The following is a 20824-nucleotide window of genomic DNA, read 5'->3' as shown; positions in this document are numbered from 1 at the left end:
AGGACGATACCATGGCCGAGCTTCTTCAAATTCTCGTTTCCGGCCTTGCCGCCGGGTCCATCTATGCCCTAGCCGCCGTGGGCTTCACCCTGCTCTGGCAGGCTTCGCAGACGATCAATTTCGCCCAGGGCGAGTTCATCATGCTGCCCGCCTTCTTCGTGCTGATCGGCATGACCGTGCTCGGCATGCCGCTGTGGGCCTCGGTGATCCTCGGCCTCGCACTGTCGCTTCTCATACTGGGTGTCGCCTTCAAACGGCTGATCGTCGAGCCGATGTTGCCCCACGGCACCTTGCCGCTCGTCATCGCCACCATCGCGCTCGGCCTTCTGATGAAGGAAAGCGTCAAGGAATTCTATGGCGCCACTGCCCAGCCTTTCCCGGCTATCTTTCCGCAGACGGTCTATCAGGTTGCTGGAGCAAGCGTGTCCGTGCAGGACATCTGCAATCTCGCCGTCTCGATGCTCGCCATCGGCGGCCTGCAGCTCTTCCTCGGCCGCACGCGCACCGGCCGCTGCATGCAGGCGAGCGCCCAGAACCCCGGCGTTGCCGAAATTCTCGGTGTCAACGTCAAGCGTATGGTGCTCTACACCTTTCTCATCAATGCGGCGCTCGCGACCATCGCATCGGTGCTGATTTCGCCGATCTATCTCGCCAAGTTTTCCAACGGCGAAACGCTCGGCCTCGTCGCCTTCATCGCCGCCATCGTCGGCGGCTTCAACCAGATCCGCGGCGCCCTCGTCGGCGGCCTTCTCATCGGCATCATCGACAATCTCTCAGCGGTCTATATCTCCGCCGAGTATCGTTCGGCCATGCCGCTCATCCTGCTTATCGCCATCATCCTTCTGCGTCCGCAGGGGCTGCTCGGCACCCCGGAAGGGAGAACCGTATGATCCGCTTTCAACCCGCCCTTCTCGTCCTCGGCATCGCCGCGCTCGTGGCGGCTCCCATCGGCCAGGGAAACTACATCGTCTATACGCTGTGCTCATGGCTGCTGTTTTCGATCGCCGCCATGGGTCTCAACCTGACGCTCGGTTATGCCGGTCAGGTCAGTCTCGCGCAGGCCGCGTTCATGGGCATCGGCGCCTACATCACCGCGTTGATGACGCTGGCCGGCATCCACTGGTTTTTTGCGGCCGTCCTGTCGATCGCGGCCAGCTTCGCCATGGGCCTTCTGCTCGGCTATCCGGCGCTGCGCGTGCAACACCATTTTCTCGCCTTCGTGACACTGGCCTTCAACACGCTTCTCTTCCTGGTGCTGCGCAACGAGGAGGAGATTACCGGCGGTTCCTTCGGCCTCAGCGGCATGGAGCGCCCATCCTTCTTCGGCTTCACCACGGACTCGAATATCGCCTTCTACTATTTCTCGCTGGTCTGCTTCCTTCTTGCGGCCGGTTCGTTGTGGTGGATACTGCGCTCGCCCTGGGGCCGCGCCTTCAAGGCGCTGCGCGAAAACCCGATCCGCGCCGAAAGCCTCGGCCTCAAGGTTCGCCGCCAGACGTTGCTCGCCTTCGCCATCGGATCGGCCTTCGGGGGGCTCGCCGGAGCCATCCAGGCGCCGCTGGTTCAATTCATCGAACCGTCCAGCTTCGCACTCATCCACTCCCTGAAGCTGCTGCTCATGGTGGTCGTCGGCGGTTCGGGCTTCTTCTTCGGCCCGATGCTCGGCGCGGCGGTGGTCATCCTTCTGCCGGAAGTGCTTCGCTTCACGGAGGGCTACTACCTCATCATCTATGCGACGCTGGTCATCGTGCTGATGGTCTATTCCCCGACGGGCCTGATCGGCCTCAGCCACAAGCTCTTCGACAAGCTGAAGCCCAAGCAGGAAGCCCGCCGCGATCTGAAACAGGGAGTCCAACTGTGAACGCGCATATCCGCAACACCGAAGGACCCATTCTCTCGGTCCGCAACATCTCCAAGCAATTCGGCGGCATTCGTGCCGTCAACGGAGTCAGCTTCGACGTCCAGCGCGGCGAAATCCTCGGCCTGATCGGGCCGAACGGCTCCGGCAAGTCGACGCTCTTCAACTGCATCCTCGGCCAGCTCCGCCCGACCCAGGGCCATTGCGAGATCAACGGCAGGTCCACCGACGGCGTGCGGCCGGCAGACCTTTCCTTGATGGGCATTGGCCGTACTTTCCAGCAGCTTTCTGTCTTCCCCAAGATGACGGTGCTCGACAACGTCATCCTCGCCGGACAGGAGCACGAAGGCTCAATGCTCTCGCGCCTCTTCGGCAAGCCGGATGCCGGCCTGACCGGAAAGGCCGAACAGCTCATCGAGTTCTTCCGCCTGACGCCCTACCGGGATACGCCGGCGGGCTCGCTCTCCTACGGTCAGCAGAAGCTGGTCGACGCTGCGATGGCCTTTATGGCCGGCCCCGGCATCGTGTTGCTCGATGAGCCTGCGGGAGGCGTGAACCTCACCATGCTCGGCCACCTCAAGGAGCGGCTTATAACCTACAACCGCGAACACGGTACGACCTTCGTGGTCATCGAACACAACATGGAGTTCGTCATGTCGCTCTGCACCCGCATCATCGTGCTGGCGCAAGGCGAGATTATCGCGGAGGGGACACCGGACGAGATCCGGTCGAACCAGATGGTCATCGACGCTTATCTCGGAGGCTGACATGCTGGAACTCAAGAAAATCATCGGCGGCTACGGCCGCATCACCATCCTGAACGGCACGTCCTTCACCATTCCAAAGGCATCGATCACCACCGTGATCGGCCCGAACGGCGCAGGCAAGTCGACCGTGTTCAAGGCGATCTTCGGGCTTCTCAATATCCACTCCGGCGAAATCCTGCTGGATGGCGAGAACGTCACCCGCAAGAGCCCGGCCGAAATGATCGCCCGCGGCGTCACCTATGTGCCGCAGGGCCGCAATGTGGTACCCCAGCTCTCCGTCTATCATAACCTCGAACTGGGCGGCATCACCTCGAAGGACCAAGCCAAGGTGAAGCGGCGCATGGAGGAGGTCATGGACCAGTTTCCCATGTTGCGCCAGCGCAAGGACCAGAAGGCGATCGAGCTTTCCGGCGGCCAGCAAAAGCAGTTGGAAATCGCCCGCGCCCTGCTTCTCGATCCGAAGCTGATCCTGATCGACGAGCCCTCGATCGGCCTGTCGCCCAACCTCGTACAGGAAGTGTTCCAGACGCTGATCCGTCTTCGCGATCAGGGCGTGACAATCCTCATGGTCGAACAGAACGCCAAGGCGGCGCTCGCCATGTCCGACTATGGCCTCGTGCTTGAACTCGGCCAGACCCGTATGTTCGACAAGGCCGACACGCTTTTGAAAGACCCCCGCGTCGGCCAGCTCTTCCTGGGGGGCCACATCGAGGACGCCGCCTGACCACTCTACCGCAGGCAGAAAAAGGAAGGCCCGGCGAGATCATCGCCGGGCCTTTCCTGTTGTCCAGTTGGTGGCTTCTAGCCCGCCGATGCGTCTCCGAAATCGCCGAAAGCGGTCCAGCCGCCATCGACCGGAAGCACGGCGCCGGTAATGCCGGAAGCGGCCGGAGAAGCAAGAAAGGCAACGGCTGCCGCCACCTCCTCCGCCCGGATGAGCCGGCCGATGGGTGTGCGGCGGCGCAATGTCGGCAGATCGATACGGCCGGCATCGGCAAGTTTTCTGACCAGTGCTGTTTCCACGAAGGCGGGGGCGACGACGTTTACGCGAACACCCCTGCCGGCCCATTCGCAGGCCATGGCCCGCGTCATGGCGACAATGCCTGCCTTGGCGGCACCATAGGCATTACGCTTCGGCAAGCCGGTCAGCCCGGCGATGGATGAAAGATTGACGATGGCGCCCGAACGTCGTGCAAGCATGCCCCTGCCGACCTCCCGCGACATGAGAAAGGTGCCGGAAAGATGCACGTCGAGCACCTTTCGAAAAGCATCGATCTCCTGTTCCAGCGTCGGCAGGTGGCTATCGCCGATGCCGGCATTGTTCACCAGGACGTCGAATGGAGCGGCGGCGCAAACCGACGCAGCCTGCGCCTCGTCGGTGATGTCGCAGGCGAAGCCGCGATGGCCCTCGCCCAGTTCGTCCGCCCGCACCGCGGCCTTGTCGCCATCGAGATCGGCGATGGTGACGCGATAGCCGGCTGCGGCCAGCGCCTGCGAAATGGCAAGGCCGATCCCGTCAGCCCCGCCGGTGACCAGAGCGTATCTGACCTCAGACATAGCCGGGCCTCGGCACAAGGCCCATCAGCGCCTGCGACAACCCGCCATCGACGACGATATCCTGGCCGGATACGTAGGAGGCACGCGGAGAAGCGAGGAAGAGCGCCACATCCGCCATGTCCTGGGGCGTCGCGATCCGCCCAAGCGGCACCATCGCCTCGCGCTTCGCCTTGACCGCCTCGTCACGATAGAAGGCTTCGGACAACGGTGTGCGTACGAGACCGGGGCTGAGCGTATTCGACCGGACGCCCTTCGCTCCCCATTCGTAAGCAAGTTGCCGCGACAGCATGAGGATAGCCGCCTTGGAGGCGGAATATGCTCCGCTCGCCGGCTGGGGCTGCGAACCCGCGATGCTCGCCACATGAACGAGGGCGCCCTCTCCCCGCTCGATCATCCCCTTGCCAAAGGCCTGCGCGGCCGCAAGATAACCGGTGAGGTTTACCGCGAGCATCGCCGACCAGTCAGCCTCCGACACGCTTTCGAGCGGACCCGGCCTCAGGATTCCGGCATTGTTGACGAGAATGTCGGCTCCTCCGGCGGCCTCGACCTTTTCAGCCGCGGCGGCAATTTCATCCGTTTTCGAGAGGTCGCAGGCGAGCGCGAAGGCGCCATTGCCGATTTCGGCGGCGAGTGGCCGCGTACGCTCTTCATCCCGATCGAGCAATACGACGCGAACTCCCTGCCCGGCGAAGGCGTGGGCCAGCGCCTGACCGATACCCCCGCCGGCGCCGGTGATGACGGCGGTCTTTCCCTGCACTGCAAGCCAGCTCATGCGGCGTTCTCCCTGTTGGTCTTTTCGAATGCGACACCGGCGAGATAACGGCCGGTGATCCAGCCGAAGGTCATGGCGGGGCCGAGCGTGATGCCTGCGCCGGGATAGTTTCCGCCCATGATCGAAGCCCGGTCGTTGCCGACGGCGAAGAGGCCGGGAATGATCGCGCCCTGGCGATCGAGAACCTCTCCGGGAACGGTGGTCTTCAGCCCGTCGAAGGTGCCGAGGTCCCCCATTTCCATCTTCACCGCATAGAACGGTCCCTGCTCGATGGGCGCGACACAGGCATTCGGCCTGTTTTCCGGGTCGGCGAGATAGCGGTTAAACGCGGTCTCCCCGCGATGGAACTGTTCATCCAGACCGTGTCGGGCACCGCGATTGAAATCCGCGACCGTCGCCTCCAGTCCGCCGGCATCGATGCCGCAGGCGCGGGCAAGATCGGCAAGCCTTCGCCCCTTCTTCAGATATCCCGAGCGCAGCCAGGGGGCGAGCGGCATGGGCGCAGGCTTGGCATGGCCCAGGCCATACTTGCGGATGGCGCGATGATCGCAGATCAGCCAGGCCGAGGCCTCGCCGGCTTCGACCATCGCCGCACCGACATCGTGATAGCTCTCGCTCTCATTGGTGAAGCGGCGTCCGTTCGAAAGAACCGCGATCATCCCCGGCTTGTAGCGATCGAGCAGATGCGGGAAAATGCCCCGTCCCGGCACACGGCTCACCGGCATCCAGGCCGCCGGCTGCGGGAAGACGGCATCGAATGCCCCGCCCACCTCTACGCCAAGGCGGATACCATCACCGGTATTGCCTTCCGGCACCGGCGAATAGTGTCCCGCCGCTCTGGCCTTAAGATGCGCGTAAACCTCGGCCCTTCGGGCAAGATCTTGAGCATAGCCGCCGCAGGCGAGCACCACACCGCGGCGCGCGGTGATGATGCGCGGTTGCCTTCCCCCTACCTCGGCACCGGTCACGCGACCGTCTTCCTTGACCAGACGCAGCGCCGGTGTTTCGGTGAGGATCGGAATGCCGAGATCGAAGCAGCTTTTTGCCAGTCGCGCTGCGAGCGCATTGCCGCTCGTCACCTGCACGCCCCGTCCGTAACGCGCGACTTCGCCCGCATGCGCGGCAAGACGCTTCAGCACATAGACGAAGGAAGCCAGCGACTTCGTGGCGTTGAAGAAATGCTTGATATCGGCATTCGAGGAGTTGAACATCATGCCCATGAAGGTGATCGTCGAAAGCGGCGGACGCAGTCGCTTCAGATCGTCCCGGAGCGCGCTCGTATCGAACGGCGCGGCCAGCACCGAGCGGCCCACCTCGACACCGCCGTCCACCGTGGGGTGATAATCGGGATAGAGCGTCGGCAGAAACTGCACCGCGGTTTCCTTTTCAAACCAGTCGAGCATTTTCGGACCGGCCTCCAGAAACGCATCGACAGACGCATCATCGAACCAGTTGCCGGTTTCGGCCTTCAGGTAGCGTCGAGCGGCTTCGCGTGTGTCGGCAGGATTGTTTGCCTTGCCGTGACGGTTGCCCGGTATCCACAGCACACCGCCGGAAAAGGCGGTCGTACCGCCGTAGACCGGCTCCTTCTCGATGACGATCACGGAGAGCCCGTGCTTTTTCGCGGTTATGGCGGTGGCAAGCCCGCCCGCGCCCGATCCTATGACCAGCACGTCGCAGACGCGCTCTTCCTCGCTAGGCCGCTCCATCGGTTCCTCCCTGTCTGAGTGGCATTGACCTTTGCTAACTTGCGACCCCGATCGGACCAATGGACGCACCGACGCAATTGTTGCACAATTCGCATCAGCGATTTTCGGGAGGAATGATGGCGCAGGAAGCCTTGAGCGGGATTCCGCATTACTATCTATATGGCGATCAAGGCGCAGATGTGGAACTCGACTTCCTTCATGTGGAACCGATCCGCGACCGATCTGGCCCCAACGACTGGAGAATTCGTCCGCACGCCCATCCCGATCACATGCAGGTGCTGCTGGTGAAGAGCGGCGGCGGAACGATCCGCATGGAGGACCGCGTTCTTCCGATTACTGTGCCCGGCATCCTTGTCGTGCCGGCTGGCATCGTTCACCAGATCGACTTTGATCCCGGTACGGATGGCTTCGTTGTGACCGCCGCACTCGGCTGCCTGAAAGCCGCATCCTCATCCGATCCGCGTCTGGCCAAGGCAGCGGAAAGGCCCGCCGTTTACCCCCTTGAGGGCACGGGCGTCAGCATTCCGGCCGTCAACGATACCTTTGAATGGCTGCATCGCGAATTCATCTGGTCGGCGCCGGGTCGGCGCACGGCGATCATGGCGCAGTACATGCGTATTCTCGTGGTCGTGCTCAGGCTGTTCGTCACGCATGACGACCCCGGCATCGCGACACCCGACCGCGACTACGACCTGCTGGTGCGCTATCGTGCGCTTCTGGAGGAACATTTCCGCAATGAGCGCTCGCTCACCTTTTATGCCGGTCGTCTCGCCGTTACCCAGGCTCGGCTGAACGCCGCCTGCAAGACGCGCGCCGGAAAGACCGCTTCGGACCTGCTCTACGAGCGCATTGTGATCGAAGCCAAGCGTTACCTCGTCTACACCGAAAGCAACGTCGCACAGGTGGCGCACATAACCGGCTTCGACGACCCGGCTTATTTCAACCGCTTCTTCACACAGCGCGTCGGCCTTTCGCCCGGGGCATTCCGCAAGCAGGTCCTTCGCCAGGAGGCCTGAACCCTTCTGCGCCGGATATCATCCAATCTTTCCGACGCTTCGTCCATTTCCCAAATCGCCTTCCTTGCGCAGTTTCCCGGGCGAGGGAGGACGACATGATCCATGAATGGCGAAGCTATCGGCTGAAGCCCGGCGCGGCTCCGGAATATCTCGCCCTTCTGGCCGACGAGGGCCTGCCGCTCGTGACGCGGCATCTGCCGCTGACAGGCTACTGGCTGGGAGAAACCGGACCGCTCAACACGATCCACCACCTCTGGAGCTACGCGGACTGGGCAGAGCGCGAGGCTTGCCGAGCCTCGCTTGCGACGGAGGAAGCCTGGACCAAGGGTTTCATCCCCCGCGCCTTCGCGCTGGTGGAAGAGCAGGAGAACCGTTTTCTGCGCCTTCTGACCCCATCGCCCGCATTCGAGACGATACTTCGAAACCGGCAAACGATAAGGGTGGCCCGGGAAGCCGGAGCCCCACTCTTCGCGTCCGCTTGCGCAGCACTCGTCTCGGGATTTGCCGTGCCCGGGGCAATCGCCGTGTGGGAAAGCCTGTCAGGCCGCTCCGGCGGCCCTTGCTCGCTCATGCCGCGCAGCGCCGATCCCGTGCCCGTCGAACCCTTTCGGGGCGTGGATCACATCATCCTTCGGCCCCTTGCCTTTTCGCCACTTTAAAGAAATCCGGAAGGAGAAAAATATGCGTCATCAGGTCGTTATCATTGGTGGAGGTCCGTCCGGCTTGCTTCTGGCGCTGCTTCTTCGCCGGGCCGGCATCGACGTCGTGGTTCTAGAGCAGCGCACGCGCGACTACGTGCTGGCACGCATTCGCGCCGGCGTTCTGGAGCAGGGGCTCTGCGATCTCCTGCGTGAAGCGGGCGTGGGCAAGAGGCTCGACACCGAGGGCTTCGTCCATGAGGGCACGGTCATCGCGGCCCATGGCCGGAAGGTCCACATCGACTTCAAGACATTGACCGGCAGCACGGTGACGATCTACGGCCAGACGGAGGTAACGCGCGACCTCTACGCCGAACTGGATCGTACGGAAGCCCCGGTCTTTCACGAGGCCGAAGGTGTCGAAATCCACGGCGCCGATGGCGATGCGCCCTATGTGACCTTTACCCGGAACGGACAGGGCTATCGCATCGACTGCGACTACATCGCCGGCTGCGACGGTTTTCACGGCGTAAGCCGCCGCACCATTCCCGAAGACACTCGGCGGGAATACGAACATGTCTATCCCTTTGGCTGGCTCGGCATCCTTTCGGAAACGAAACCGCTTTATCACGAACTGGTCTATGCCGGTTCGAAACGAGGCTTTGCGCTCTGCTCCATGCGAAATGCGCATCTCAGCCGTCATTATCTGCAGGTCCCGCTGACCGACAGGCCGCAGGACTGGAGCGACGAGGCCTTCTGGGACGAACTGCGCAAGCGCCTCCCCCCGGAATTTGCGGATACGCTCGAAACCGGGCCTTCCATCGAAAAATCCATCGCACCGCTTCGCAGCTTCATATCCGAGCCGATGAGTTGGGGGCGTCTCTATCTTGCCGGAGATGCGGCCCATATCGTGCCCCCAACCGGCGCCAAGGGGCTGAACCTTGCTGCCTCGGACGTCTACTATCTATCCCGGGCGCTGATCGCCCGCTACGCTGGCGACGAAGGGCTGCTGAAGACCTATTCGGCCACTGCACTCGCCCGCGTCTGGAAGGCCTCGCGCTTCTCCTGGTCGATGACCCGCATGCTGCATAATTTTCCCGACGAGGGAGATTTTCTGGACCGCATGCAGGAAGCGGAAATCGATTATCTCGCCGGTTCGAAGGCTGCGCAGACGGCGCTTGCCGAAAACTATGTCGGTCTGCCCTACTGACCCGGTCAGGTCAGCATGCCCGCCAGATCGGCCTGCACGGCAAGCAGGGACGACAGGTAGCGTTCCACTAGGATGTCGGCCGGTTCGGCGGTGGCAGCCAATCCCACATTGAGGGCCGCAATCGTCTTGCCGCGCATGGTCTTCAACGGCACGGCAATGGAACGCAAGCCGATCTCCACTTCCTGATCGATGAGGGCGTAGCCGCTTTCGCGCACGGCCTCCAGTTCGGCCATCAAGGCATCCACATCCGTGACCGTGCGCTGCGTTCTCGCCGGGCGCGGCGAGGCGTCCAGCACAAGCCTCGCCTCCTCCGGCGAAAGCGCAGCGAGCAGCACACGCCCCATCGACGTGCAATAGGCTGGCAACCGTGAACCGGGCATCAGGGCTATCGACATGACGCGCCGCTGGGCGGCGCGCGCCACGTAGACGATCTCACCGCGGTCGAGGATCGAGACGGAGGTGCTTTGGCCAATTTCCTCCGACAGCCGATCAAGCGTCGGTTGCACAATGCGCGGCAAAGGCATGGTCGCAAGGCATCCCGTTCCGAGCCGCAGCACGCGGGGCGTCATCGTGAAGAACTTGCCGTCGTAAGCGGCGTAGCCCAGTTCCGAAAGCGTCAGCAGGCACCGGCGTGTAGTGGCTCGATCAAGCCCCACGATTTCGGCGGCCTCCGCAATGGAAAGGCGCGGGCGCTCGGCGCTGAACGCTTCGATTACCCTGAGCCCCTTGGCAAGACCGCCCATGATGTCCCGTTCCTTGACCGTCATGGCACATCTCCATTTTGTGCGATAATCGAACAAAAATCATATAACGCACAAATCGGTTGCCGTCGAGCGGCCAACGGCCTTAATTTCAGCACCGGAAACAGCGCCGACTTTGCCGGGCATCCGGCGCTGCATGGAGGTTTCGAACATGAACAAGACAATCGCGAGCGCGGCAGCGGCCGTCGCCGGGATCGGCGATGGCGCGACCGTGATGATCGGCGGCTTCGGCGGCTCCGGCGCACCAATCGAGCTCATTCATGCGTTGATCGACAAGGGGCCCAAGGGGCTTATCGTCATCAACAACAATGCCGGTAACGGCCGCATCGGCATCGCCGCGATGATCGACGCCGGCATGGTGAAGAAGATGATCTGCTCCTTCCCGCGCTCATCCGATCCCCGCGCCTTCACCGACGCCTATCTGGCGGGCAAGATCGAACTGGAACTCGTGCCGCAGGGCACACTTGCAGAACGCATTCGCGCAGGCGGGGCGGGAATTCCCGCCTTCTACACGCCGACCGGCTACGGCACGGAACTGGCCGAGGGCAAGGTGATTGCCGACTTCGACGGCCGCTCTTACGTTCAGGAACGCTGGCTGAAGGCCGATTTCGCCCTCATCAAGGCGCATGTCGGCGATATCCACGGCAACCTCACCTACAACAAGGCCGCCCGCAACTTTAACCCCCTGATGTGCATGGCGGCGGCAAAGACCATCGTGCAGGTTTCCAGACTTGTGCCGCTCGGCGGCATAGACCCGGAGCAGGTGGTCACGCCCGGCATTTTCGTCGACAGCGTGGTCGAGATCGCCAATCCGCAACAGGAAGAAGTTCTCATCCGGTCGGGAGCCGTTTACGCATGATCGCCGAAGCCCAAGACGACATAAAGCTTTCCAACGGCCAGATCGCCTGGCGCGCCGCGCAGGACATTCAGGATGGCGCCTATGTGAATCTCGGGATCGGTTTCCCGGAAATGGTGGCGCGTTACCAGCCTCCGGGCCGGCAGGCGATCTTCCACACCGAGAACGGCATTCTCGATTTCGGCGAGCCGCCGGCCGAGGGCGAGGAAGACTGGGATCTCATCAATGCCGGCAAGAAGGCGGTGACGCTGAAGCCGGGCGCGGCCTTCTTCCATCACGCCGACAGCTTTGCCATGGTACGCGGGGGGCATCTCGACGTAGCGATCCTCGGTGCCTATCAGGTCGCGGAAAACGGCGATCTCGCCAACTGGCGCGTCGGATCGAAGGGGGTGCCCGCTGTCGGCGGCGCCATGGATCTGGTGCATGGTGCAAAACAGGTTTTCGTCATCACCGAACACGTCACCAAGGACGGCAAGCCGAAGCTGGTGGAACGCTGCACCTTTCCCCTGACCGGCGTCGGCTGCATCACCCGGATCTATACCAGCCATGCCGTGATCGACATCGTTGATGGCCGGTTCGTGCTGCGCGAGAAGCTGCCGGGCATCAGCCTGGAAGCACTTCAGGCCATGACCGGAGCGAAACTACACATCGACGGCACGGTCATCGATCTCGTGGCACCGGATTTGTGAGGAATTTCCCATGACAGAAGTTTTCATCTGCGATTACATCCGCACGCCCATCGGTCGCTTCGGCGGGGCGCTTTCTTCGGTCAGGGCCGACGACCTCGGCGCAATCCCGCTTCGGGCACTCGTCGAGCGCAACCGCTCCGTGGATTGGGAAGCGGTGGACGACGTGATCTTCGGTTGCGCCAACCAGGCCGGCGAAGACAACCGTAACGTCGCCCGCATGTCACTACTTTTGGCCGGGCTGCCAGTTTCGGTGACAGGAACAACCATCAATCGCCTCTGCGGCTCGGGGATGGACGCTGTCATCACCGCGTCGCGCGCCATCAGATCGGGCGAAGCGGAACTTATGATTGCCGGCGGGGTCGAGAGCATGAGCCGCGCGCCCTTCGTCATGCCGAAGGCGGACGCAGCTTTTTCCCGCAAGGCCGAGATTTACGACACCACCATCGGCTGGCGGTTCGTCAATCCGCAGATGAAAGCGCAATACGGCGTCGATTCCATGCCGGAGACCGGTGACAATGTCGCAATCGACTATCGCGTCTCGCGCGAGGATCAGGACGCATTTGCTGTGCGCAGCCAGGCGAAGGCCGCTGCGGCTCAGGAGAACGGCCGCCTCGAGAGGGAGATCGTTCCAGTCGTCATTCCTCAGAAGAAGGGGGAGCCATTGGCAGTGACGCGAGACGAACACCCCCGCGCCACCAGCATCGAGGCACTGGCCAAATTGAAGCCTGTGAACCGGATGGACGGCGCGACCGTGACGGCCGGCAACGCCTCAGGCGTTAACGACGGTGCGGCGGCACTGATTGTCGCCTCGGCAGCGGCGGCGAAGAAATATGGTCTCACCCCGATTGCCCGGATTGTTGGTGGCGCTACAGCCGGCGTTCCGCCGCGCATCATGGGAATCGGGCCGGCGCCGGCCTCGCAGAAGCTGCTTGCCCGTATCGGGTGGAAGGCAGCGGATCTCGATGTGATCGAACTCAACGAAGCCTTCGCCTCCCAGGGTCTTGCAACGCTTCGCACGCTTGGCATTGCCGACGACGATCCACGCGCCAACCCGAACGGAGGCGCCATCGCGCTTGGTCACCCGCTCGGCATGTCGGGAGCGCGCATAGCCGGGACGGCGGCCCTTGAGCTGTCCCTTACAAGCAAGAAGAAGGCACTCGCCACGATGTGCATCGGCGTCGGACAGGGCGTCGCCATCGCATTGGAAGCCGCCTGACATCTTTTGACGCCCTCCTCCCGGAAGAAGCCGCATGCGGAAATCGTATGCGGCTTTTTCTTTGGCCGACATATTCCGCCCGTTGCCGATGGAAAAACCTTGACTGGCCACCAGCACATGCCAAAACTGGAATGGTAATCCAGATTGGAAAGCACATGAGTACTCTTGAAAAATCCCTGACCATCATCGAGCTTCTTGCGGCCAAACCCGGCGGCCTTTCCGTGTCCACCATCGCCCAGCAGGTAAACCAGCCGGCGAGCGGGGTTCACCGCACGCTCAACGAGTTGATAAGACTGGGTTATGTACGGCAAGTGCAGGACCAGGGCGACTACGCGCTGACCATGAAGCTCGCCGCCCTCGGCGTGGGCTTTCTCGGCCGAACGGGTGTGGGCGACGTGGCGCAACCGATTTTGGACCGGCTTGCGCAGACCAGCGGCGAACTGATTCGCCTTTCGGTAATCGATGGCGACGACCTGATCTGGGTTGCGGTCGCACAGGGAGCAACCGGAGGCCTGCGATACGATCCCGGCCAGGAACAGGGCGTCGTCGTCCATCTTGCCTCGAGCGCCGGCGGACAGGCATGGCTCGCTTCCATGAGCGACGAAGAGGCGCTTCAACGTGTTTCCCGGCAAGGTCTCGCCAAAACGGGCAAGCCGAGCGGACCAGGTGCGCCGAGGACCATCACCGAACTTCTGGAGATTCTGGCCGAGACCCGGAAGCGCGGCTATGCCGTCTCGGTCAACAGCTACATCGTCGGCATGGCTGCCATGGCCATGCCGGTCTTGAGCAATGGCCAGGTCATCAGTTGCCTGTCGATCGCCGGACCAGCGGTTCGCATGACGCCGGAGCGAATGGAAGAACTTGCGCCTCATCTTGCCCGTGCGGCAGAGGAAATCGGCATTGCCGCGAGCGGATCGCGTTATTTTCCCGGCCTGCACAAGCGGGCCTGACGGTCCCGACACAAAGAAGGCCCGCATTGCCGAGGATGCGGGCCTTTCTTCTCGTTTGTCGCCGGCTCACTTCAGCGGCGAATTTGCCGTCGGAAAGGCGATGGTCGAGCGCATGTCTGTGGTCAGCCAGTCCGGTCCGCCCTTCGGCGGCCACACACCCTGCGCCACGGAGTCGGCGCGGATCTGGCCGCGTTCGTTGACGGACGAAAAAGGCCAGATATGGGTCATGCGCGGCCTGCCATCGAGGCCGTACATGCAGACGGTCAGTTTCGACAGTTCGGTGCGTGCCGGCACTGCAGCTTCCCAGGCCTTTATTGTCGGTTCGAGCCCGCCGGTTTTCAGCACATAGGTGCGGAACTCGTAGGCCGGGCCGAACGTACCGGTCTCGACCGGCGGCAAAAAGGGAAACGGCGCATAGCCCTCAAGGTCCAGCCCAATCAGCCATTCCGCCGATCCGAAGGGGTTGCCGGCCCGCAAGGTGCGTTCGCGTTCCGCGTCATAATCGGCCGCCGTGTCGAAACCCCGAAAGACGAGGACACGATTGAGCACACCGATATCGGCATAGAAGATGCCGAGCAGCCTGCCCTTGCCTTGCGCCGTGAAGCTCTCGATTGCGGGGGCGGCTTTGGCGGCCGCCCCCATGGCGGTGGAAAGCGTGGCGATTTCATAACGTTGCATGAACTGTCCTTTCATCTGTCGCAGCCTTCACGCGGCCGCCGCAATATTCTTCAACTTGCCCGCAGCATGCTTGGCGACCCGCCAGCCGAAGACGATGGCGGGACCGAGAGTGGTACCCGGGCCGGGATAGGTGCCGCGGAAGATCGAAGCGAGATCGTTGCCGCAGGCATAGAGGCCGGGGATCGGTTCCCCGTCTTCTCCCAGCACACGGCCGAATTCGTCGCCTGCAAGCCCGGCGCTCGAGGCGAGATCTGCCGGACGAACGGCCATGGCGTAATAGGGACCGGCTCCAACCGGACCGAGGCAGGGATTGAAGCCTCCGGCCTCCCCGTCACCGTTGAAACGGTTCACCACCGTCCCACCACGGCCGAACTCCCGGTCCACGCCGGAAGCGGCGGCCCGATTATAGGCGTCGACTGTTTCCGCGAGTGCCTTGGAATCGCAGCCGATCTTCGACGCCAGCTCGGCCAGCGATTTTGCCTCGATCACATAGCCCGCCCTGAGCATGGCCCTGAGATTGCCCGCTCCGGGGAGGATCATCCCCATGCCGTAGCGACGCATGAAGACTGCGTCACAGACCAGGTGGGCGGGAATTGCTCCGCTGGCGATCTGGCCCATGGCGAAATCGTGATAGGAATTCGCCTCATTGACGAAACGACGTCCGTTTTTATCGACGGCGAAAATGCCGGGCTTGGCACGATCGAGAATGATATGCGGCCAGACCGCAAGCGTGCCGTCGGGGCGGCAATAGGACGAGCATGGCATCCAGAGCGCCGGGCTGTCGCCTCCGTCGTCGAAACGCGCGCCAATAGCAGTTGCCACATCGGCGCCGTCACCGGTGTTCGTTTCCGGACCGAGCGCATAATCGCGGGTGCCGGCCGGGAAGAGGCGCTCACGTATCCTGCGGTTCCAGCAGACCCCGCCCGTCGCCAGAACGACGCCTTTACGGGCGCGGACACGACGCTCTCCAGCCGGGCCTTCCAGCACCGCGCCGATAACGCGGCCATGCTCGACGATCAGTTCCTTCACACCAGCCTCGAACAGAATCCGCACATTTTCCTTGCGCAGGCTGTGGAGCAGCCGCGCCACCAGGGCATTGCCCATCAGAAGCCGTGTCCCCCGCCGATAGCGCAGGCGGTCCAGCGCGTAGCGGCCGACGATCTTGATCGTGCTGCGCAGATTGGCGACGGAGGAGAAGGGCGACAGCAGCGCGCCGAGTTCGTTTCGCCCCACCATCATGCCGCCGAGCCCCAGGAACTCGCGGCGCGGAGGGCGCACACGGTCAAAGTCTTGAGGAGACAGGAGCCGCCCGTCGAAAGTCACGGGCGCCAGAGCGCGACCGCCATAGGCGGCTCCCGGACCATCGAGATAATCCGGGTGGGCGGCCGAGGCGACAAACTTCACATCGGTCTTGCGATCCAGTTCCTCGATCGCCGCACGGCCGGAGTCGAGAAAGGCCTCCCGCAGGCGCGCACCGCCCCGGTTCGCGACCACGGAATCCAGGAAGGCGCGCGCATCCTCGACCTTGTCGGGCACCCCGGCCAGTTCCGAAAGATGCGTACCCGGCACCCAGGTCGTGCCGCCCGAAGTGGAGGTCGTACCACCGACCTGCGCTGTCTTTTCGGCGAGGACGACGTCCAGGCCCTCGAGCGCTGCAATGAGGGCGGCGGTCATGCCGCCCGCGCCGGCGCCGCAGACGAGAAGATCCACCTCTTCGGCTATCTCCCGGTTATCGTCAGACCGCATGCTCTCTCCTCCCCTTATGCCCGTCTTGCGCCGCGTCGGCTGCAATGGTCTTGGCGGCGATAAATCCGAATGTCATGGCCGGTCCGAGCGTGATGCCACCGCTCGGATAATGCCCACCCATGATGCTGTTCATGTCGTTGCCGACGGCAAAAAGGCCCGGGATCGGCATACAGGACCCGTCAAGCACGCGAGCCTGCGCATCCGTCTCGATGCCGGCAAACGTGCCGAGACTGCCCGGCACGACCTTGACGGCATAGAAGGGAGCGCGCTCGATCGGGGCGAGGCAGGGATTCGGCTTGTGGTCCGGATCGCCCTGCATCCGCTGGTACGGCGTCGTGCCCCGGTGGAATTCCGGGTCGTCACCCTTCGCCGCATGGTGATTGAAGGCTTCGACGGTCTTCACCAATGCGACTGGATCGATGTCGCAGCGTTTCGCCAGTTCGGCGATCGTCGGCGCTTCGGTCAAATATCCATTTTTCAGAAACCGGCCGATCGGAACCGGCGCGGGCTTCACCGCACCGAGACCGTAACGTCTGAGAAACCGGCGGTCGCAGATCAACCAGGACACCGTGGGTTTGCCCGGCGCAGTCGCGGCAATCATCTCGCGGACATAGTCGTGATAAGGCCCACCCTCGTCCACGAAACGCCTGCCCGCGGCTGTCACCGCAATGACGCCCGGCTTGCCGCGTTCCACCAGATGCGGAAAGCGTCCGATGCTGCCATCAGGACGGGGAACCAGGGATACAGGCGCGTAGGCCACGGCATGGGCAAGCGTCGTGGATACGCGTCCGCCGACGCTCTCGGCGAGCCGCAGTCCGTCTCCACTGTTGCTGTCGGGGGCCGCCGATTCATGCGGCGTACCGGTTTGCACATGGAGAAGGAGATCGTGAAGGCGGCGCCGATCGTGCGGAAAGCCGCCGGCAGCGAGGACGACGCCGCGGCGCGCCTTCACGCGGATCGGTTCCGCCTTCGTTTCCAGTATCGCACCCGTAACCCGGCGTCCCTCACGCATCAGCGCGCGCGCCGGTGTGCTGGACCGAAGCTCAACGCCGGCATCCACCGCAGAACGCAACAGCCTGGCAATCAACGCATTGCCGTTGACGAGTTGCATGGCGCGCCGATGCACGACAAGATCGTGGACATGCTTGAGCACGCGCCGCGTGACATAGAAGAAAGCCTTCCGCGAACGCAGCGCCATCAGAAACATGCGCATGTCGACCCCGGAGGCGATACCCATGCCAAGAAAAGTTGTCTCCCTGATCGGCGGCCTCAGCTTCGCCATCAGTGAACCGAGTTTTCGCCCGTCATAGGGGGCGGCGACCACCGACCGCCAGCCGGTTGCCGCCCCCGGCAGGGTTCCATGGAAATCCGGCACCCCGCTCCCCGGGCTGAAACGGACCTCCGTATTTTTCTCCAGGAAATCCAGCATCCGGGGACCGGCCTCAAGAAAGGCGCCGATCATCGTTTCATCGTAGCGATTGCCGAGAACGGCGCGCAAATAGGTCTTCGGCCCCTCGGGGTCTTCTCCGCAGCCGGCGGCGACAGCATGAGGGGCGTTCGGCACCCAAAGCCAGCCGCCGGAATAGGCGCTCGTCCCTCCGAACACGTCGGCCTTTTCCACGACGATAACATCAAGGCCCGAATGCGCGGCAACGACGGCGGCCGAAAGGCCGGCCGCTCCCGACCCGATCACCAGAACGTCGCACACGACTTCGGCGGCGGCCTGTTTGCCCGTTGCATTCTTTCCGCTCATCTACCTCCTCCTCAGGAGCGCAAACAGCCGACCCCGCCGAAACGACGGAGACAAGACTTCCGGTGCTTTGGAGAAACGCGCCTCTCCTCGCCGGCGCGTACTTCCCGTGTCCTCCACCCCCTTATACAAAAATTGGAATAATATTCAATTTAATAATTTCATTCCGAATACTGAATAACGCGCCTTGCCGCTGCGAGCCCTCTCTCCGCGCGCTCGCGCGGCGTCAGGCGCTTCATCAGGTCGAGCGACGCCACCTCCACACTGACCGGAACATCCGCCGGCAAGGCCCGAACAAAGGACCGCAGGTCGATGCCACCGTCGCCCGGAAAGAGACGACCGCCGCGGGCAATCGAAATCAATCCGGCATCGCTCGGGTCGTAATCGCGGGGCGCATCGCATAGCTGGAAATAATGAATGCGCTCCCGCGGGATTCGCCGCAGTTCTTCGATGTCGCCTCCTGTACGATCCCAATGAAGGGCATCGGCCAGGACACCACCATTCGGCTGACCGGCGGCATCCACGATAGCGAGCGCCTCAGCAGCATTGCGCACGCCGGTCCAGGGCATAAATTCGAGGTCCGCGGTCAGTTCGTAGCGGACGGCAAGTTCTGCAAAGGCCGCGAAGGTCTGGATCAGTCGCCCGTGCTCCGTATCGTCGCCGGCGACGAGAATGTTCGCAGCCCCGAGCGCCTGCGCACATTCGAGAAACGGCAGAAAGTCCTCAGGGCGCGTCTCCGGTTTCAGCCGGACGATTTCGACGTCTCCGACCTTGACGCCAGTATCAGCGAGGGCGGACTGCGCCTCTGCCAACACAGCCCTGTCGGAAAGGATCGGATAGGGCCCCTCGCCGCTCGCAGCCGCAGGCAGCAAACGAAGACCGACGGTGGAGTAACCGGTTTCCGCTGCTACACGGATAGCCGCGGCGGGAGAAAGATCGGCGACCGTGAGAAATGCAAGCCCGAATTGTCTCGTCATATCCGTCTCACTCCGCGCAAAGGAAATCGACCATGAGGTCGCGGACCTCGACGAACATGTCGACGCCGGTGATCGCGCTGCAACCGATCCGGCGCGCCCGGGCAACGAACGGAGAGAGCGCCGGCTGGGTGATGACCTCGCCGATGAACATGGACGGCGTAAGCTTGTCGCCGTCGAAAGGAAGCGGATCACCTTCCTTCATGCCGGCGGGTGTCGCGTTGACCACCACATCGAAACCGGTCGGGTCGGCGCTTCCGGCGAAAATCCTCGCCTGGCCGAGCGACGAGAGCCTTTCGATCAAGCTATTTCGGCGCACAGCGTCCATTTCATGAATGGCAAGCTCCGACACCCCCGCAAGAACGAGGGCATGGGCGATGGCGCTGCCCGCGCCGCCGGCGCCGGCAAGGATGGCGCGCCGGCCTTCCAGCACGCAGCCGGCCTTCATCAGCGCGGACACATGGCCGAGACCGTCGAACATATCGCCTTCCCAGCCCTCGGCCGTGCGCCGAAGCGTGTTGACTGCCCCAAGAAAAGCGGCCCGTTCCGAGAGCCGGTCCGCCATCGAAATCGCCGCGATCTTGTGCGGAACGGTGATGATAACGCCGTCGAGATTCTGGAGGGTCTTCAGACCTGCCCAGCAAGTTGCAAGGTCCTTCGGAGCGACATGGCCGGGAACGCAAAGAGCGTTTTTTCCTCTTGCCTGCAGCATCTCGCTCACCCCAGCCGGCGATTTTACCTGCGCGATCGGATCACCAATGACAAAGCACAGGCGCGACGCCCCATCGAGTTCCAGATTCATCCTCTCCTCCAGAAAATTGAATGTAATTTCATTATTGAATACACATCCATTTATCTTCCGTCCAGAAGAGTTTAACGGAGGGATCGACCGTTTCCGCCAGATCAAGGGAGGTCGGTTACCCGCACAGGACATATGTTTTCCGGTAAGCACGGGCGAGAGGGCGGGCTCCCCGCTTTCTTGAAAACGCCGAATTATCACCGCTCCCCATTGCAAATCCCGGACTTACTTAATATGGTGTTAAGTAAGGAGCGGGCCATGGACGACATCGCAGCAGCGTCGAAGAATCAAGCCGTCATCGGCGAGAAGGTCAAAGCTTTCCGCACGGCTCGCCGAATGTCGCTCCGGGCGCTGGGGGATGCGACCGGGACCACCGCGAGCTTTCTCAGCCAGCTCGAGCGGGGGCTGAGCGGCGTGAACATCAGCACGCTGATGCGTATTGCCGGTGCACTCGGGATCAGCCTTTCCGACCTCTTCGAAGATGCAGCGCCGCCCGTTGGCCGCGTCCTGCGAAAACACGAACGACCCGCGCTTCCGCCGGCCGAAGGCTATCGCAAAATGCTTCTTTCGCGACGACCGATCCGCGACATGGAAGTCTATATCGGCGAGTTCGATCCGGGTGGCTCAACGGGCGACAAGCCCTATAGCCACGGAGATTCGCATGAACTCTTCTTCGTGATCCGCGGCGAGGTCGAGCTCACCCTCGGCGACGAACGCCATGTGCTGTCGGCCGGCGACAGCATCGAATACCCGACTTCTGTTCCGCACAAGACCGTAAATATCGGCAAGGAACCGGCCGAAGTTATCTGGATGATTGCGCCGCCCACCAGCGTTGCTGATGACTTGGACAAATACCTGCCACGGCCCGGCTCGTAGCC

At 62.8% G+C, this 20824-nt stretch carries 21 protein-coding genes; 12 read left to right on the top strand and 9 right to left on the bottom strand.

From position 1 onward, the window contains the following. Positions 1-11 precede the first annotated feature (11 nt). From J5N58_RS15855 to J5N58_RS15840, 4 genes are read left to right on the top strand one after another with little or no spacing between them, the layout of a single operon-like run. Positions 12-890 carry a branched-chain amino acid ABC transporter permease gene (locus tag J5N58_RS15855; protein ID WP_112829802.1) on the top strand — a complete coding sequence of 293 codons (879 nt, stop codon included), beginning with the start codon at positions 12-14 and terminating at the stop codon, positions 888-890. After that, on the top strand, positions 887-1861 hold the full coding sequence (locus J5N58_RS15850; protein WP_113466106.1) for a branched-chain amino acid ABC transporter permease: 975 nt from the start codon (positions 887-889) through the stop codon (positions 1859-1861). Before J5N58_RS15855 ends, J5N58_RS15850 begins: the two co-directional genes overlap by 4 nt. Next, the gene (locus J5N58_RS15845; protein WP_244711577.1) at positions 1858-2625 is read left to right on the top strand and encodes an ABC transporter ATP-binding protein; all 768 of its coding nucleotides are present in this window, start codon (positions 1858-1860) and stop codon (positions 2623-2625) included. Before J5N58_RS15850 ends, J5N58_RS15845 begins: the two co-directional genes overlap by 4 nt. Before the next feature lies 1 nt (position 2626). Next, on the top strand, positions 2627-3349 hold the full coding sequence (locus J5N58_RS15840; RefSeq protein WP_112829800.1) for an ABC transporter ATP-binding protein: 723 nt from the start codon (positions 2627-2629) through the stop codon (positions 3347-3349). A 77-nt stretch (positions 3350-3426) separates the two neighbouring features. Here J5N58_RS15840 and J5N58_RS15835 read toward each other — a convergent pair whose 3' ends face one another. The 3 genes from J5N58_RS15835 to J5N58_RS15825 are packed head-to-tail and all read right to left on the bottom strand — an operon-like array spanning position 3427 to position 6663. Then, complete coding sequence (locus tag J5N58_RS15835; protein WP_244711575.1) at positions 3427-4182, bottom strand: SDR family NAD(P)-dependent oxidoreductase; 756 nt, start codon at positions 4180-4182, stop codon at positions 3427-3429. Continuing rightward, positions 4175-4954 carry an SDR family NAD(P)-dependent oxidoreductase gene (locus J5N58_RS15830; protein WP_244711573.1) on the bottom strand — a complete coding sequence of 260 codons (780 nt, stop codon included), beginning with the start codon at positions 4952-4954 and terminating at the stop codon, positions 4175-4177. Before J5N58_RS15830 ends, J5N58_RS15835 begins: the two co-directional genes overlap by 8 nt. After that, positions 4951-6663, bottom strand: coding sequence for an FAD-dependent oxidoreductase (locus tag J5N58_RS15825; protein ID WP_244711571.1), 1713 nt, complete (start codon positions 6661-6663; stop codon positions 4951-4953). The genes J5N58_RS15830 and J5N58_RS15825 overlap by 4 nt, the downstream gene beginning before the upstream one ends. A gap of 113 nt (positions 6664-6776) precedes the next feature. Between J5N58_RS15825 and J5N58_RS15820 the strand changes: the two genes are divergently transcribed. From J5N58_RS15820 to pobA, 3 genes are all read left to right on the top strand, one after another. Next, positions 6777-7679, top strand: coding sequence for a helix-turn-helix domain-containing protein (locus tag J5N58_RS15820; RefSeq protein WP_244711569.1), 903 nt, complete (start codon positions 6777-6779; stop codon positions 7677-7679). 95 nt (positions 7680-7774) lie between these two features. Continuing rightward, entirely contained in the window at positions 7775-8338 is a 564-nt protein-coding gene (locus tag J5N58_RS15815; RefSeq protein ID WP_113444223.1) for an NIPSNAP family protein, read from the top strand. A 22-nt stretch (positions 8339-8360) separates the two neighbouring features. Continuing rightward, a complete protein-coding gene (gene pobA, locus J5N58_RS15810) occupies positions 8361-9527 on the top strand; it encodes a 4-hydroxybenzoate 3-monooxygenase (protein ID WP_113444222.1) in 1167 nt (388 codons plus the stop codon). Positions 9528-9532: 5 nt separating this feature from the next. On the opposite strand, the gene J5N58_RS15805 is transcribed toward pobA, so the two are convergent. Further along, entirely contained in the window at positions 9533-10294 is a 762-nt protein-coding gene (locus tag J5N58_RS15805) for an IclR family transcriptional regulator domain-containing protein (RefSeq protein ID WP_113444221.1), read from the bottom strand. Positions 10295-10439: 145 nt separating this feature from the next. Here J5N58_RS15805 and J5N58_RS15800 point away from each other — a divergent pair, with 145 nt between their 5' ends. From J5N58_RS15800 to J5N58_RS15785, 4 genes are all read left to right on the top strand, one after another. Further along, positions 10440-11147 (top strand): 3-oxoacid CoA-transferase subunit A, encoded by a 708-nt coding sequence (locus J5N58_RS15800; RefSeq protein ID WP_113444274.1) that lies wholly within the window; start codon positions 10440-10442, stop codon positions 11145-11147. Continuing rightward, the gene (locus tag J5N58_RS15795) at positions 11144-11833 is read left to right on the top strand and encodes a CoA transferase subunit B (RefSeq protein ID WP_112829792.1); all 690 of its coding nucleotides are present in this window, start codon (positions 11144-11146) and stop codon (positions 11831-11833) included. Before J5N58_RS15800 ends, J5N58_RS15795 begins: the two co-directional genes overlap by 4 nt. Before the next feature lie 10 nt (positions 11834-11843). Then, positions 11844-13049, top strand: a complete 1206-nt coding sequence (pcaF, locus tag J5N58_RS15790) for a 3-oxoadipyl-CoA thiolase (RefSeq protein WP_113444220.1) — start codon at positions 11844-11846, stop codon at positions 13047-13049. 155 nt (positions 13050-13204) lie between these two features. Next, on the top strand, positions 13205-13999 hold the full coding sequence (locus tag J5N58_RS15785) for an IclR family transcriptional regulator (RefSeq protein WP_113340019.1): 795 nt from the start codon (positions 13205-13207) through the stop codon (positions 13997-13999). A gap of 66 nt (positions 14000-14065) precedes the next feature. Here the strand turns inward: J5N58_RS15785 and J5N58_RS15780 are convergent, their stop codons facing one another. The 5 genes from J5N58_RS15780 to J5N58_RS15760 all read right to left on the bottom strand — a co-directional run bounded on the left by J5N58_RS15780 (position 14066) and on the right by J5N58_RS15760 (position 19949). After that, positions 14066-14677, bottom strand: a complete 612-nt coding sequence (locus J5N58_RS15780; RefSeq protein ID WP_113444273.1) for an NIPSNAP family protein — start codon at positions 14675-14677, stop codon at positions 14066-14068. Positions 14678-14704: 27 nt separating this feature from the next. Next, entirely contained in the window at positions 14705-16423 is a 1719-nt protein-coding gene (locus J5N58_RS15775; RefSeq protein WP_113444219.1) for an FAD-dependent oxidoreductase, read from the bottom strand. Continuing rightward, positions 16413-18176 (bottom strand): FAD-dependent oxidoreductase, encoded by a 1764-nt coding sequence (locus J5N58_RS15770; protein ID WP_113444218.1) that lies wholly within the window; start codon positions 18174-18176, stop codon positions 16413-16415. Before J5N58_RS15770 ends, J5N58_RS15775 begins: the two co-directional genes overlap by 11 nt. Before the next feature lie 158 nt (positions 18177-18334). Further along, positions 18335-19150, bottom strand: a complete 816-nt coding sequence (locus J5N58_RS15765) for a sugar phosphate isomerase/epimerase family protein (protein ID WP_113340022.1) — start codon at positions 19148-19150, stop codon at positions 18335-18337. Positions 19151-19157: 7 nt separating this feature from the next. Continuing rightward, positions 19158-19949, bottom strand: a complete 792-nt coding sequence (locus J5N58_RS15760; protein ID WP_244711567.1) for a shikimate dehydrogenase family protein — start codon at positions 19947-19949, stop codon at positions 19158-19160. A gap of 255 nt (positions 19950-20204) precedes the next feature. Here J5N58_RS15760 and J5N58_RS15755 point away from each other — a divergent pair, with 255 nt between their 5' ends. Then, positions 20205-20822 carry a helix-turn-helix domain-containing protein gene (locus J5N58_RS15755; RefSeq protein WP_244711564.1) on the top strand — a complete coding sequence of 206 codons (618 nt, stop codon included), beginning with the start codon at positions 20205-20207 and terminating at the stop codon, positions 20820-20822. Positions 20823-20824 lie beyond the last annotated feature (2 nt).

It is taken from the genome of Paenirhizobium cremeum, from assembly GCF_022884085.1.
Taxonomy (GTDB): Bacteria; Pseudomonadota; Alphaproteobacteria; order Rhizobiales; family Rhizobiaceae; genus Allorhizobium; species Allorhizobium cremeum.
This window is presented reverse-complemented; position numbering and strand designations above follow the sequence as displayed.